A 13,897-nucleotide genomic window follows, 5' to 3' on the forward strand; every position below is an offset into this window, starting at 1 on the left:
CAAGAGGCAGTAGATGCTCTCTTTGACAATGGTCGTCGCGCGAATGCCGTTAAGGGTGCCAATAAACGTCCTCTTAAATCACTTTCTGAGATCATCAAAGGTAAACAAGGGCGTTTCCGTCAAAACCTTCTCGGTAAACGTGTTGACTTCTCTGGACGTTCGGTTATCGTTGTTGGACCAAACCTTCAAATGGATCAGTGCGGATTGCCAAAACAAATGGCATTGGAACTATTCAAACCGCATTTGATCGCGAAACTCGAAGATAAAGGGTATGCGACGACCGTAAAAGCGGCGAAAAAAATGATCGAAGAGAAAACCAATGAAGTTTGGGAATGTCTTGCAGAGATCGTTGAAGGGTATCCGGTTATGCTTAACCGTGCACCGACGCTTCACAAACTCTCTATTCAAGCATTCCATCCGAAATTGATCGATGGTAAAGCGATTCAATTGCACCCGCTTGTTTGTGCCGCGTTCAATGCGGACTTCGACGGTGACCAAATGGCGGTTCACGTTCCATTATCAGCCGAAGCGATTGCCGAAGCAAAAGTATTGATGCTCTCATCTATGAACATCTTGCTCCCTGCGTCAGGTAAAGCGATTGCAACTCCGTCACAAGATATGGTCTTGGGGCTTTATTATTTGACACTCGGCAAAAACGATGTTAAGGGATCAAACAAACTTTTCAGCAACGTTGATGAAATTATGATCGCTTTGGAACACAACGCGCTTGATTTGCATGCGAAAGTTCGTACCCGTGTTGATGGCCGTGTAATCCACACCACGGCAGGACGTATGATCCTTCAATCGATTCTTCCGGCATTCGTTCCGGTAGAATTGTGGAACGTTGTGATGAAAAAGAAAAACATCTCTGCTCTTGTTGACTATGTTAACAAACACGGCGGTGTCGCTGTTACAGCGGGATTCTTGGATGATTTGAAAAATCTCGGTTTCAAATATGCAACGAAATCAGGGGTATCGATCTCTATCGCCGATATCATCATTCCTGAAGCAAAATCGGGATTGATTTCAACGTCTAAAAATCGTGTAAAAGAGATCCAAAAACAATTTGAAGCGGGTCTCTTGACCGAGCAAGAACGTTATAATAAAATCATTGACGTTTGGACCGATACCAACAATACCGTTGCGGGCGGAATGATGGATTTGATCCAAAACGATAAAGATGGATTCAATTCGATCTTTATGATGGCGGATTCTGGAGCGCGGGGTTCTGCGGCTCAAATTCGTCAGCTCGCAGGTATGCGTGGTTTGATGGCGAAACCGGACGGATCGATCATCGAAACTCCGATTATTTCAAACTTTAAAGAAGGTTTGAACGTTCTTGAGTACTTTATTTCAACCCACGGTGCTCGTAAAGGTCTCGCCGATACCGCTCTTAAAACAGCGAATGCAGGGTATTTGACCCGTAAACTTGTTGACGTTGCGCAAAACGTGAAAATCGTTGAGCACGACTGCGGTACCCATGAGGGGATCGAGCTTACCGATATCTCTGTGGGTAATGAATTGATCGAACCGTTGGAAGACCGTATTTTCGGACGTGTTTTGGCAGAAGATGCGATCGATCCGATTACCAATGAGATCCTCTACTCTGAGGGGACATTGATCGATGAGATCAAAGCATCCAAAATCATCGAAGCGGGCATCAAAGCGGTACAAATCCGTACTCCGACAACGTGTAAATCGGAAAACGGCGTATGTGCATTGTGTTATGGACTCAACCTCGGTACGGGTGAAATCGTTAAACCGGGTGAAGCGGTCGGTATTATTGCTGCTCAATCGATCGGAGAACCGGGAACACAGTTGACACTTCGTACATTCCACGTCGGGGGAACGGCGTCAAGTACGCGTGAAGAGCGCCAAGTCGTTGCAACTAAAGAAGGTTTCATCCGTTATTACAACATGAAAACCTACCTTTCAAAAGAGGGTAAACAAATCGTTGCAAACCGTCGTAATGCGGCTATCTTGTTGGTTGAACCGAAAATCAAAGCTCCGTTTAACGGAACGGTCGAGATTCAAACGATCCACGATGAAGTTATCGTAAGTGTTAAAGGTGAGAGCCAAACAGTACGTTATACACTCCGTAAAAACGAAGTGGCAAAACCGAATGAACTTGCGGGAGTTAGCGGTAAAATCGAAGGTAAATTCTACCTTCCGTATGAAAACGGCACGGCGGTAAAAGCGGATGAATCCATCGTTGAGACGATCAAAGACGGTTGGAATGTGCCAAACCGTATCCCATACGCGTCTGAGATCCAAGTTAAAGACGGTGCACCGGTAACGCAAAAAATCTTCGCAAAAGAGAAAGGGGTTGTTAAATACTACCTCCTCAAAGGGGATTACCTTGAGCGTCACCATGAAATCGCCAAAGGGTACAGTGTAGAAGAGAAAGGTCTCTTCGCTGTGGTTGCCGACAGTGAAGATCGTGAAGCGATCCGTCACTATATCGCTCGCGGTTCGGTGATTGAAACCAACGATAACGAAGCGGTAAAAGCGGACAGTATCATTGCTAAACCGGCAAAAGAAGAGTCGATCGTTATCGCGGAATGGGATCCATATTCGAATCCAATTATTTCCGAAACAGACGGGGTTATTACATTCGAAGATATTATTCCGGGTGTTACCGCATCGGAGCAATTCGACGAATTGACCGGAAAAACCCGTTTGATGATCAACGAGTATGTTGCACCTGAGTTCAAACCGGCAATCGTCCTTGCGGCGAACGACGGTTCGGTGATCCGCTATGCGGTTGAACCGAAAACCGCGATTTTTGCACAAGATCGCTCAGAAGTGAAGGTAGCCGATATCTTAGCACGTACACCGAAAGCGCTCCAAAAATCACGCGATATCACTGGGGGTCTTCCACGGGTTTCTGAGCTTTTCGAAGCGCGTAAACCAAAAGAGATCGCTCTAATCGCAGAACTTGACGGGGTTGTCAGCTTCGGTAAACCGCTTCGTGGTAAAGAGCGTATCTTGATCACGAGTGATAACGGTATGGTAAAAGAGTACTTTGTTGATAAAAACTTGGTGACGTTGGTGCACCCTGGCGAGTTCGTTCACGCCGGTGAGCGTTTGACGGACGGTATTATCAGCTCACACGAGATCCTCCGTATCTTGGGTGTTAAAGCATTGTACAACTACCTTGTTAGTGAAGTACAACAAGTTTACCGCCGTCAAGGGGTTAATATCGCCGACAAACACATTGAAGTTATCTTCACTCAGATGTTGCGTCAGATCAAAATTCTCCGTTCAGGAGATACGAAATTCATCGAGGGTGATGTTGTTTCCAAAGCACAGTTCAAAGTCGAAAACGAAAAAATCCTTCGTCTCGGCGGTGAACCTGCAATCGCTGAACCGTACCTCGTCGGTATCACCCGTGCAGCGGTTAGTGCAGACTCGATTATCTCAGCAGCATCGTTCCAAGACACCACAAAAGTCTTGACCGAAGCGGCAGTATCGGCGAAAATCGACGACTTGACTGACTTGAAAGAGAACGTCATCATCGGTCGCACGATTCCAGTCGGTACCGGTATCTATAAAGACCAAAAAATGGTTTTCGGAGACTAAGGTCTCCTCTCGTCATTCCCCTTTTAGGGGAAACTATTTTCATCCAAACTTTCTTTTACCATCATCTTTCCTTCACATTTTTGACTTTATTTTCTAATATCCATTTAATATTATGTTGTATAAGATTGTGTATAACTTCGGAGAATCCAAATGAAAAATTTAGCCTATTATACGAATCTTGATTATGAGATTGTTATCAAAAAAGTGAGTCCCGAAGATGGGGATGGGTGGTTTGCTTATTACAAAGATTTCAAAGGGGTGATGGGAGATGGTGAAAGTGCGATTGAGGCTATTGAATCTGCACAAAACACTTTTTCAGCTTTTGTCGAAGTCTCTTTAGCTCAGGGGGATAACATACCCGAACCGGATACCAATGAAAAAAGCTTACGGATTAATATCTCTATGCCTGAGAATTTGGTGAATAAAATCGATAGTTATATTGAACCGTTGCATTTGAGCCGTTCAGCTTTTTTGCAAAAAGCGGCGCTGAGAGAGATAGGGATTTAAAAAATAAAGATTTTTTTTGTATCGTTCACCCTTCGACTAGCTCAGGGCGAACGGCTGTGCTTCTGATAGCGCTTCTCCTCTCTTACAACTTCCTTAAAATAAGCTCAAATTAATCAAAAATTAGCTAACATTGCGCGTTTATTAGTCCCCTCGTTATGAGCGGATTAACTATTCTACTGGAACAAATTCAACAAAGGAGATTGTGTGCCAACAATCAACCAACTTATTCGTAAAGAGCGACAAGCGGTCGTAAAAAAATCAAAATCACCCGCTTTGGTGTCATGCCCACAACGTCGTGGTGTATGTACTCGTGTATATACTACAACCCCTAAAAAACCGAACTCGGCGCTTCGTAAAGTTGCTAAAGTTCGTTTGACTTCAGGGTTTGAAGTTATTAGTTATATCGGTGGTGAGGGTCACAACTTGCAAGAGCACTCTATCGTTCTTGTTCGTGGTGGTCGTGTAAAAGACTTACCAGGGGTTAAATACCATATCGTACGTGGTGCTCTCGATACTGCGGGTGTTAAAGACCGTAAAGTATCTCGTTCTAAATACGGAACGAAAAAAGCTAAGGCTAAAAAATAAGCATTTAGTCTGACAAGAATCGGTTGATGATGACCGTTTTTTGAGTAAATGAAACAACATTGAAGGAAATATTATGAGAAGAAGAAAAGCGCCCGTTCGCGAAATTATGCCTGACCCGGTTCATGGTTCAAAAGTTTTGACTAAGTTCATTAACAAAATCATGTGGGACGGTAAAAAAAGTACTGCTGAGAAAATCATGTACAGTGCATTGGATATCATGGGTTCACGTGGTGAAAAAACAGGTATCGAAGTATTCAACGCTGCGATTGAGAACATCAAACCAGTTATCGAAGTAAAAAGCCGCCGTGTGGGTGGAGCGACCTACCAAGTTCCAGTAGAAGTTCGTCCTGTACGCCAACTTTCTCTTGCTATCCGCTGGTTGACCGATGCGGCACGCAAACGTAACGAGCGCACTATGGCAGAGCGTTTGGCAAATGAGCTTTCAGATGCAGCAAACGACAAAGGTTCAGCGTTCAAAAAGAAAGAAGATACTTACAAAATGGCTGAAGCGAATAAAGCGTTCGCTCACTATCGCTGGTAAGATATTTGTAACCTTTTGATAACCCGCTCGGGTTATCATTTTTCATTCCACTATAAACTCTATTAAGGGCTATTAACATGGCAAGATCCCATAAACTTGAAGACGTAAGAAACATCGGTATCGCCGCACACATCGACGCGGGTAAAACGACAACAACTGAGCGTATCTTGTTCTACACCGGTGTATCACACAAAATCGGTGAAGTTCACGAAGGTGCTGCAACTATGGACTGGATGGAGCAAGAGCAAGAACGCGGTATTACCATTACTTCGGCTGCGACCACTTGTGAATGGCGTCACAAACAAATCAACATCATCGACACTCCGGGCCACGTTGACTTCACCATCGAAGTTGAGCGTTCTATGCGTGTACTTGACGGTGCAGTCGCCGTATTCTGTGCGGTAGGTGGGGTTCAACCACAATCTGAAACCGTATGGCGTCAAGCAAACCGTTACGGGGTTCCTCGTATGGTTTTTGTTAACAAAATGGACCGTATCGGTGCCGATTTCTACAACGTAGAAGATCAAATCCGTAATCGCTTGAAAGCGAATCCAGTACCTATCCAATTGCCGATCGGTGCGGAAGACCAATTTAAAGGGATCATCGATCTCGTTAAAATGAAAGCAATCCTTTGGGATGAAGATGCTGCGATGGGTTCTAACTATCGTGAAGAAGAAATCCCTGCGGATTTGATGGACAAAGCAGAAGAGTATCGCGCAAAATTGATGGAAGCAGCCGCTGAGGGTGACGAGTCATTGATGGAAAAATACTTCGAAGAGGGTGAGCTCTCTAACGAAGAGATCATGCGGGGTATCAAAGCGGGTTGTTTGAAAATGGAAATCATCCCGATGACGTGCGGAACAGCGTTCAAAAACAAAGGGGTGCAAACTCTTCTTGACGCGGTTGTCGATTATCTTCCATCACCGCTTGAAGTAGCACAAATCCGTGGTACAAAAGAAGATGACGAAGAAGTAGAAGTTATCGTTAACTCGACTGACGATGAGCCGTTTGCAGGTTTGGCGTTCAAAATTATGACTGACCCGTTCGTAGGACAATTGACATTTGTACGTATGTACCGTGGTGTTCTTGAGTCTGGTTCATACGCGATCAATACCACCAAAGGTAAAAAAGAGCGTATCGGTCGTCTTTTGAAAATGCATGCTAACAAACGTGAAGAGATCAAAGCACTTTACGCAGGGGAAATCGGTGCGGTTGTCGGTCTTAAAGACACTACTACCGGAGATACTCTTTGTGATGAAAAAGATCGCGTAATCCTTGAGCGTATGCACTTCCCTGATCCGGTTATCTCAGTTGCGGTTGAGCCGAAAACCAAAGCGGACCAAGAGAAAATGGGTATCGCGCTTGGTAAATTGGCTGCGGAGGATCCATCGTTCCGTGTTCACACTGACGAAGAGACAGGACAAACAATCATCAGCGGTATGGGTGAGCTTCACCTTGAGATCTTGGTTGACCGTATGTTCCGTGAGTTCAAAGTTGAAGCAGAAGTGGGTGCACCGCAAGTTGCATACCGTGAAGCGATCCGTAACGAAGTGAGCCAAGAGTACAAATACGCGAAACAATCAGGTGGACGCGGACAATTCGGTCACATCTATATCCGTGTTAAGCCGGGTGAAGCAGGTACAGGATTTACCTTCAAAAATGAGATCAAAGGTGGGGTTATTCCAAAAGAGTACATTCCAGCGGTTGAAAAAGGGTGTGCGGAAGCGATGCAAAAAGGTGTACTTGCGGGTTATCCGATCGAAGATATCGAAGTTGCATTGTATGATGGTTCATACCATGAGGTTGACTCATCTGAGATGGCGTTTAAATTGGCTGCATCTATGGGATTCAAAGAGGCTGCGCGTAAAGCAAATCCATGTATCCTTGAGCCGATGATGAAAGTTGAAGTTGAAGTTCCTGAAAACTTCATGGGTGACGTTATCGGTGACCTTAACCGCCGTCGCGGGCAAGTTAACAACATGGGAGACCGTTCTGGTAATAAAATCGTTGACGCGTTCGTACCGTTGTCTGAAATGTTCGGTTACTCAACTGACCTTCGTTCAGCAACACAAGGGCGTGCAAGCTACTCTATGGAATTCGATCACTACGAAGAAGTTCCACGTAACGTTGCCGAAGAGATTATCAAAAAGCGTAACAGCTAAGAGATCCTCTCTCCTCTTGCCCCCTTGGGGCACTTTTTATTCTTCCAAGTTTTTATTCGCAAAATCCCAGTTTAACAAATGGTTGATCACATTGTCGACATACTCGGCACGCACATATTGAGCACTTTCCAATTACATTCAAGTATTAGGCTGTCATCGCTGTAGATTCGCCCGATACAGACCACTTTTGAAGGGGTGATAGCCGTATCGTTATAGCGTATGGTTTTCATCAATCTCTCTCCAAATCGGTATCTCATCCTCTTCGGGTCTTCCTATTAATTCCAAGGAAGGGGCGTAATTTGCCTTGTAAGCCAAACTTTGGCACTCCTCGACGTAATAGCCCAAATAGACCCATTTCAGCCCAAGCCGTTTGGCAAATTCAATTTGCTGCAACAGGGTATAGCGTCCGAGAGAGAGATGATTGTACTCAGGATCGTAATAGCAATACAAGGCGCTGATCCCCTCGTCCAAAATATCGATCAAATCAACGGCAATCAGTCTTTCTCCTTCGAAATAGAGCACTTCAAATCCAAAATCGCCATGACCTTGTACAAACGAGGAGTAGTAGTTTTTCGGATCGGTTTTTGGGGCGTCCCAAGACCTCGTATGGTGTTTGTAGCGATGGTAGCGCTCAAAAAGATCAAGGTGTTCTCGGGTGAGAGTCGGTTGACGGATAAAGGTATTTAAATGAGCATTTTTTCGAAGAATACGGCGCTCGGATTTGCTGAAGGAATAGCGTTTGACGTCGATTTTGAGGCTTTCGCATTTGCGGCACTCTTGGCAGATTGGGCGAAAATACATTGATCCGAAACGCCGCCATCCTCGCAAGATTAGGGATTCACATTGATCTTTGGTGCACTCTTGGATGACTTTGTAGTGGATGCTTTGGGTGTTTCCTGGAATGTACGAGCACGGCTCATGTAGCGCGCACTCTTTGAGGATGATGTTGTGGTTATGCGTCGTCATCTTTTCGGCTGAGGGCAATCAGTACCCCCTCGATCATCTCATCGATATCTCCGTCGAGAATGTTGTTGATGTTGGAATACGGGATACCCGAACGGGTATCTTTGACCTGTTGGTACGGGGCTAAAACGTAGGAGCGGATTTGGTGGCCCCAGCCGTTTTCGCTTTTTTCGACACCGTCAACCGCCGCTTGTTTTTTCTCCATCTCCAATTCATACAGACGGGATTTGAGCATTTTAAAGGCGGTTGCTTTGTTCTTGTGCTGGCTTCGGTCGTTTTGGCATTGAACGACGATGCCGGTAGGGATGTGGGTGATACGGATCGCCGATTCAGTTTTGTTGACGTGCTGTCCGCCGGCACCCGAAGCGCGGTAAGTATCGAGGCGGATATCTTTGTCTTCGATTTCGATTTCGATATCATCATCAAGCTCCGGAGAGATCATGACGGAAGTAAAACTGGTATGGCGTTTTGCGGCAGAGTCGTAGGGACTGATACGCACTAAGCGGTGAATGCCGTTTTCATTTTTGAGATAGCCGTAAACGTTGATCCCTTTGATGATGAGGGCGGCATCTTTGATCCCTGCCTCTTCGCCTGCTTGATAGTCGAGCATCTCTACGGTGAAGTCGTGGCGTTCTGCCCAGCGCGTATACATACGCAATAGCATGGATGCCCAGTCTTGAGACTCCGTTCCCCCTGCGCCCGGATGGATCGTGACGATGGCGTTGAGTGAATCGTGCTCTCCGCTGAGGAGGACTTCGATCTCCATCGATTTGACTTTGTTTTCGAGTTCGGAAGCATCGGCGAAAAGGCTTTCGATGGTTTCATCATCCCCCTCTTCTTTTGCCATATCGTATAGATCGATGGCATCACTAAGAGCGTTAAACGTTTTGGAATATTTTGCCAATCGGCGTTCAAGTTGCGTTTTCTCTTTTTGGATAACTCCGGCAGCGGCCGCATCGTTCCAAAAGCCGTCGGAATTTTCAAGGGCTTCAATTTCGCTCAAACGTGCATTGATCTCATCGGGACGGACGACGCCGGTGACGTTTTGCATTTTGGTTGTGAGCGTTTTGAGTAATTCGGTATATTCGTAATGATCCATGTAATGGAATATCCTGTTCGTATATTATAATTACGATTATATTCTAAAGAGGCTAAAACGATGATTATCGCACGTTCCGCACAAGAACTCAAAGAAGCGCTAAAGACTAAAACAGGATCACTGGGATTTGTTCCGACGATGGGGGCACTCCATAGCGGGCATCGTACGTTGATTGATGCGGCACGGCGTGAGAACGACTGTGTCGTTGTCTCGATCTTTGTCAATCCGACCCAGTTTCTGCCGGGAGAAGATTTGAGTAAATATCCCCGTAAAGAGGAAGCTGATTTTAAAATTTGTGAGCTTAGCGGTGTCGATATTCTCTTTTATCCGGATGTAGATGCAATGTATACCGAGGATGAAATACGGATTACGGCTCCCGATGTGCGAGGATTCATTTTGGAAGGGGCATCGCGTCCGGGCCATTTTGACGGCGTATTGACGGTCGTGATGAAACTGCTGAATTTGGTTCAACCTTCGCGTGCCTATTTTGGAAAAAAAGATGCGCAGCAGCTTGCCCTGATCACGCAGATGATTCATAACTTTTTTATGGACGTTGAGATTGTTCCGATGGATACCGTACGGGAAAATGACGGATTGGCGCTGTCGTCACGAAACGTCTATTTGAACCCCTCAGAGCGCCAAGAGGCGCTTAAACTCTCTGCCGCACTTAAACACGCAACCAAAATGGTGATACAGGGGAATACCAAAAGTGCGGCCATTAAATCGGCAATGGAAGAGATTTTGGCTCCGCTTGATGTCGAATACGTTGCAATCGTCAGTCGAGCCTTTCAATCCCTCGATGAGGTGATTATCGGAGATACGATCGTTCTCGTGGCGGCACGTGTCGGAACGACTCGCTTGATCGATAATGTGTGGATGTGAGATGAAGGTTTTTGTTTTCATCGCAGCCATAATCCTATTTGCGGGATGCGCACCCAAAATGGGGAAAGATATTATTGTGGAACCGCAAGGAAATATCCGTTTGGAAAGCTCTAAAACCGATGCGATTGTTGGGGTGCTTACGTTACTCGGGCTCCCTTCGGGAAATGACCTCATACGAATCGGTTCTGATTTGAAAATCACCAACAAATGGCATAGCGACATCAAAATTATTGCGCTAACGTACACGCTAAGTGACGAACAAGGGATTATTACCGAAGGTGAAGCAAAAACCGATTTGACAAAACCTCTTATTGTCTCTTCCGGAAACGAAAAAATAGTCCCTTTGGAATTTCGCATTGAAATGAAACGGTTAAACTCTAATCGCATTATCGGTATTTTGGAGTCGAAACGAAAGCTAATGGTGAAAGGGAATGCGGTTTTGGAGGTATGGGGTATTCAACACACCTATCCTTTTGAAAAAGAGGCGACCAAAGTCGTCCAAAAAGCGATCAAAGGCTATTTATAATCGGAGCCTCTTTTTCTGGGACAGCAGCGGCAGCTGCCGCTGCCGGATCAGGGGTGAGATACTTCTCCTCCACCATCAAATCGATAATCGCTTTGAATACCGGAACGGCGGTAATGGATGCAAAATAGACGGTGCGCGGGTTGATGACGGTAATACCGATTGTATAGTTGTGTTTGCCGTCATTGGCAAAACCGATAAACGACGTGTGATAACTGTTACTGTATCCGCCGTTTTTCGCGATATGCGCCGTTCCCGTTTTTCCTCCCACTTCCAACCCCGGTGTTTTCGCGATCGTTCCCGTACCGACATTGACCGTTTTGATGAGGATTTGTTTCATCCGCTCGGCTGTCGCAGGTGAAATGACCTGAATAGGGGCTTGCACCTGCATCGGAATGGTGCGGCCGTTATCGTCATAGAGCGCTTCGACAACCATCGGATTGACGAGCTTTCCCCCGTTATTGAAAACATTGAACGCTTTGACCAGCTGCATCGGATTGGCGCGCATCCCATACCCGTACGAGGTGATCGCTTTGTAGAGGTAGTTGTTCAATTGTGCTGAACTCGGGATAGATCCCCGCTTTTCATACGGCAGGTCGATCCCGCTGAAATGGGTGAAGCCGAAGCGTTCAAGCCCTTCGGTAAACTCTTTTCCGTTGAGTTTTTGACCCAACTGCGCAATACCGATATTGGAAGAGTAGACAAGAACGTCTTCGGCACTGATCATGCTAAAAGGGTGTTCGTCGACAATCGTTTTCGTCCCCATCGTAAAGCGGCCGTTGTGTCCGTTGACCATATCGTAAGGGTTGATCAGTCCACGATCGAGAAGAAGGGAAAAAATGATCGGTTTGATAACCGATCCGGGTTCATAGCTGTATTCGATCGCATTGATATTGAGTGAGGGGTAATCTTGGGTTCGGATATGATTGGGATCAAAGCGGTTCGAACTGGCCAACGCGATGATTTTTCCGCTTTTGGAATCCATAACGGTGGCGATGATCTCATCGGCTTTGAGCTTTTCTTTGTGTTGGTCGGTGATGATTTCAATACGGGATTGAAGCATGATCGGGATATTGAGCTTGACGGTGAGACCGTTGATTTGGCGTTTAAAATCGCTTTGTTTATTTAAAATCAAATATCCGTTGACGTCACGCAAGGCTTTTTGGGTTTTGTTTTGTTGAGGATTGAGCTCTTCGTCAAAGAATTTTTCCAGCCCTTTGATTCCGTAAATTCGGGTATAGCCGTTCTCTTCCATTTTACGCGGGTACCCTAAAAGCGGAGTCAGAAGGGTGGTATAAGGATACACACGTGCCTCCCCGCTCTCCAAAATGCTCAGCCCTTGCAAAATACGATCACCGCTTGGCGTTTCGTATTCGACGAATACTCCCAACCGGCGCAATTCAAATGCGAGCGTTTTAAGATACATCGCCTCTTTCGGATTGATGTGGTAACTGAGCGTCACCGTCCCTTTTCGGGTATTGAGCCGTTCGCGAATCTCTTCGGGATCCATACCGCTGTAGATACTGAACAGTTGGATAAAAAGCTCTAATTTATTGGGATCAATATTGCGTGTGTTGACGACGGCTTTGTAGAGTTTTTGGGTTGTTGCGATGTGATAGCCGTCCGCACTGATGATCGAGCCGCGTTGCGCCTTTGAAGAGTCTTCTGAATAAATGGACGGAATGTTTCGATCATGCAAGGCGGTATAGAGCATAACCGCCAAAAAGATGACGAAACCAAACATAAGAACGAGAAAAAGGGCAAGGATTTTTTTTGATTTATTGGAATGACGCATATAAGAAGGCTAAATCACATTTGCGTTCGGGTAATTTCTTTATACGCATTGAGTGCCTTATTCCGTACTTCAAGCATCAATTTCATACTGATTTCGGCTTTGTCGATTGCGATAGCGGCTTGGTGCAAATCTTTGACACTTCCGGTTGCAATATCGCTCATTGCTTTTTCACCGTCAACTTGCATTTGGTTGACGTTGCCGAGTGCATTTTTGAGCTCTTGAGCAAAATCGGTACTGCTTACTCCCGTTGTATTACCGCTTTTATTCGTGAGAAGATCAGCGGTGGAAAGAGCTTTGATCGAGTGAACGTTAGCCATTTACGGATTATCCTTGTAATATACTGATGGCACTGCCGGCCATGTTTTTTGCACTTTCGAATGCGGCGACGTTCGCTTGATACGAACGTGTTGCTTCGACTAAATCGGCCATTTCGACGACAGGATTAATATTCGGATAGGCAACGTATCCTTTTGCGTCCGCATCAGGATGTGAGGGATCATATTTCATCTTCGGTGCACCGTCGTCACGGCTGATTTTATCAACGATAACACTCATGATAGCAGGATTTGGTTTTAAACCCGCTAATCCCTCTTTGAGCGGATCGCTGTAGCCGAGTTGGGAGGTCTCTTTTTCAAGTGCTCTGTTGAATGCTTGATTGAAATCGACTGCTTTGAAAATTACTTCCTGTCGGCGATACGGTCCCCCCTCATTGGTACGGGTGGTTTGTGCATTGGCAATGTTTTCACTGATTGTATTGACACGGACACGTTGTGCGGAGAGTCCGTAACCGCTGATATCAAAGCTATTTAAAAATGCCATCATCTAATCCTTAGGATGTTTTGCTCGAAGCGTCAATGACGCTTTTGAACAACGCGGAATCTTTTTTGAGCGCAGCGGTAAGGGCATTGAACATCGTTGAGTTTTTTGCCATTTCAGTCGATTCGACATCCAAATCGACGCTGTTGCCGTCGTTGCGCGCCATGTGCCCGTCACGAAAAAACGTGGTAGGTTTTGACGAACCCGAATCAATCGGTCCTAAATGGGCGCCGTTGGTACGAGCCATTTGGAGCTCTTCGGATTTGTTTTTAAAGATTTCGGCACTTTTTTGTGCCAAGGTGTCTTCAAAACTGATGTCTTTCGGGCGATAGAAAGGGGTATCGGCATTGGCGATGTTTCCGGCAATGATATCTTGACGCGCCGCACGGTAGTTCATCGCGCTTTCCATCAAATCATGCGAACGTGAAATGTGAATTCCCAT

Annotated in this window: 14 protein-coding genes; 7 read left to right on the forward strand and 7 right to left on the reverse strand. The window is 45.7% G+C overall.

Going from position 1 to position 13,897, the window contains the following annotated elements; translation table 11 throughout:
- From rpoC to fusA, 5 genes are all read left to right on the forward strand, one after another.
- A partial coding sequence (gene rpoC, locus JHC35_RS07755) for a DNA-directed RNA polymerase subunit beta' (protein WP_295043831.1) occupies window positions 1-3,582 on the forward strand: 3,582 nt, incomplete at its 5' end.
- Window positions 3,583-3,732: 150 nt separating this feature from the next.
- The gene (locus JHC35_RS07760) at window positions 3,733-4,089 is read left to right on the forward strand and encodes a type II toxin-antitoxin system HicB family antitoxin (protein WP_295043834.1); all 357 of its coding nucleotides are present in this window, start codon (window positions 3,733-3,735) and stop codon (window positions 4,087-4,089) included.
- Window positions 4,090-4,293: 204 nt separating this feature from the next.
- Window positions 4,294-4,674: a 30S ribosomal protein S12 gene (gene rpsL, locus JHC35_RS07765; protein ID WP_013461125.1), complete on the forward strand. Its 381-nt coding sequence runs from the start codon at window positions 4,294-4,296 to the stop codon at window positions 4,672-4,674.
- Between the two features lie 73 nt (window positions 4,675-4,747).
- Complete coding sequence (rpsG, locus tag JHC35_RS07770; RefSeq protein ID WP_295043836.1) at window positions 4,748-5,215, forward strand: 30S ribosomal protein S7; 468 nt, start codon at window positions 4,748-4,750, stop codon at window positions 5,213-5,215.
- Window positions 5,216-5,292: 77 nt separating this feature from the next.
- Complete coding sequence (gene fusA, locus JHC35_RS07775; RefSeq protein WP_295043838.1) at window positions 5,293-7,377, forward strand: elongation factor G; 2,085 nt, start codon at window positions 5,293-5,295, stop codon at window positions 7,375-7,377.
- Between the two features lie 86 nt (window positions 7,378-7,463).
- Here the strand turns inward: fusA and JHC35_RS07780 are convergent, their stop codons facing one another.
- From JHC35_RS07780 to prfB, 3 genes are read right to left on the reverse strand one after another with little or no spacing between them, the layout of a single operon-like run.
- On the reverse strand, window positions 7,464-7,607 hold the full coding sequence (locus JHC35_RS07780; RefSeq protein WP_295043840.1) for a hypothetical protein: 144 nt from the start codon (window positions 7,605-7,607) through the stop codon (window positions 7,464-7,466).
- A complete protein-coding gene (locus tag JHC35_RS07785) occupies window positions 7,588-8,361 on the reverse strand; it encodes an arginyltransferase (RefSeq protein ID WP_295043843.1) in 774 nt (257 codons plus the stop codon). The genes JHC35_RS07780 and JHC35_RS07785 overlap by 20 nt, the downstream gene beginning before the upstream one ends.
- Window positions 8,330-9,439 carry a peptide chain release factor 2 gene (prfB, locus tag JHC35_RS07790; RefSeq protein ID WP_295043846.1) on the reverse strand — a complete coding sequence of 370 codons (1,110 nt, stop codon included), beginning with the start codon at window positions 9,437-9,439 and terminating at the stop codon, window positions 8,330-8,332. The genes JHC35_RS07785 and prfB overlap by 32 nt, the downstream gene beginning before the upstream one ends.
- Window positions 9,440-9,499: 60 nt before the next feature.
- Here prfB and panC point away from each other — a divergent pair, with 60 nt between their 5' ends.
- Both panC and JHC35_RS07800 read left to right on the forward strand, forming a co-directional pair.
- A complete protein-coding gene (gene panC, locus JHC35_RS07795) occupies window positions 9,500-10,321 on the forward strand; it encodes a pantoate--beta-alanine ligase (RefSeq protein WP_295043849.1) in 822 nt (273 codons plus the stop codon).
- 1 nt (window position 10,322) lies between these two features.
- Window positions 10,323-10,847, forward strand: a complete 525-nt coding sequence (locus tag JHC35_RS07800; RefSeq protein WP_295043852.1) for a hypothetical protein — start codon at window positions 10,323-10,325, stop codon at window positions 10,845-10,847.
- Here the strand turns inward: JHC35_RS07800 and JHC35_RS07805 are convergent.
- Genes JHC35_RS07805 through flgB form a run of 4 tightly spaced genes read right to left on the reverse strand, consistent with a single transcriptional unit; the run spans window position 10,831 to window position 13,897 of the window.
- Window positions 10,831-12,639 (reverse strand): penicillin-binding protein 2, encoded by a 1,809-nt coding sequence (locus JHC35_RS07805; RefSeq protein WP_295043854.1) that lies wholly within the window; start codon window positions 12,637-12,639, stop codon window positions 10,831-10,833. The two genes, JHC35_RS07800 and JHC35_RS07805, sit on opposite strands and share 17 nt — an antisense overlap.
- Before the next feature lie 14 nt (window positions 12,640-12,653).
- Window positions 12,654-12,956, reverse strand: coding sequence for a flagellar hook-basal body complex protein FliE (gene fliE, locus JHC35_RS07810; protein ID WP_295043857.1), 303 nt, complete (start codon window positions 12,954-12,956; stop codon window positions 12,654-12,656).
- A gap of 7 nt (window positions 12,957-12,963) precedes the next feature.
- Entirely contained in the window at window positions 12,964-13,458 is a 495-nt protein-coding gene (flgC, locus tag JHC35_RS07815; protein ID WP_295043860.1) for a flagellar basal body rod protein FlgC, read from the reverse strand.
- 10 nt (window positions 13,459-13,468) lie between these two features.
- On the reverse strand, window positions 13,469-13,897 hold the full coding sequence (flgB, locus tag JHC35_RS07820) for a flagellar basal body rod protein FlgB (RefSeq protein WP_295043863.1): 429 nt from the start codon (window positions 13,895-13,897) through the stop codon (window positions 13,469-13,471).

Source organism: Sulfuricurvum sp. (assembly GCF_022759005.1).
Taxonomy (GTDB): domain Bacteria; phylum Campylobacterota; class Campylobacteria; order Campylobacterales; family Sulfurimonadaceae; genus Sulfuricurvum.

Bases quoted from the DNA above. Each gene is read 5' to 3' on its own strand.
- JHC35_RS07760 (WP_295043834.1), top strand. From the start codon at position 3,733: ATGAAAAATTTAGCCTATTATACGAATCTTGATTATGAGATTGTTATC.
- rpsG (WP_295043836.1), top strand. From the start codon at position 4,748: ATGAGAAGAAGAAAAGCGCCCGTTCGCGAAATTATGCCTGACCCGGTT.
- fusA (WP_295043838.1), top strand. From the start codon at position 5,293: ATGGCAAGATCCCATAAACTTGAAGACGTAAGAAACATCGGTATCGCC.
- JHC35_RS07780 (WP_295043840.1), bottom strand. From the start codon at position 7,607: ATGAAAACCATACGCTATAACGATACGGCTATCACCCCTTCAAAAGTG.
- prfB (WP_295043846.1), bottom strand. From the start codon at position 9,439: ATGGATCATTACGAATATACCGAATTACTCAAAACGCTCACAACCAAA.
- panC (WP_295043849.1), top strand. From the start codon at position 9,500: ATGATTATCGCACGTTCCGCACAAGAACTCAAAGAAGCGCTAAAGACT.
- JHC35_RS07800 (WP_295043852.1), top strand. From the start codon at position 10,323: ATGAAGGTTTTTGTTTTCATCGCAGCCATAATCCTATTTGCGGGATGC.
- JHC35_RS07805 (WP_295043854.1), bottom strand. From the start codon at position 12,639: ATGCGTCATTCCAATAAATCAAAAAAAATCCTTGCCCTTTTTCTCGTT.
- fliE (WP_295043857.1), bottom strand. From the start codon at position 12,956: ATGGCTAACGTTCACTCGATCAAAGCTCTTTCCACCGCTGATCTTCTC.
- flgC (WP_295043860.1), bottom strand. From the start codon at position 13,458: ATGGCATTTTTAAATAGCTTTGATATCAGCGGTTACGGACTCTCCGCA.
- flgB (WP_295043863.1), bottom strand. From the start codon at position 13,897: ATGGGAATTCACATTTCACGTTCGCATGATTTGATGGAAAGCGCGATG.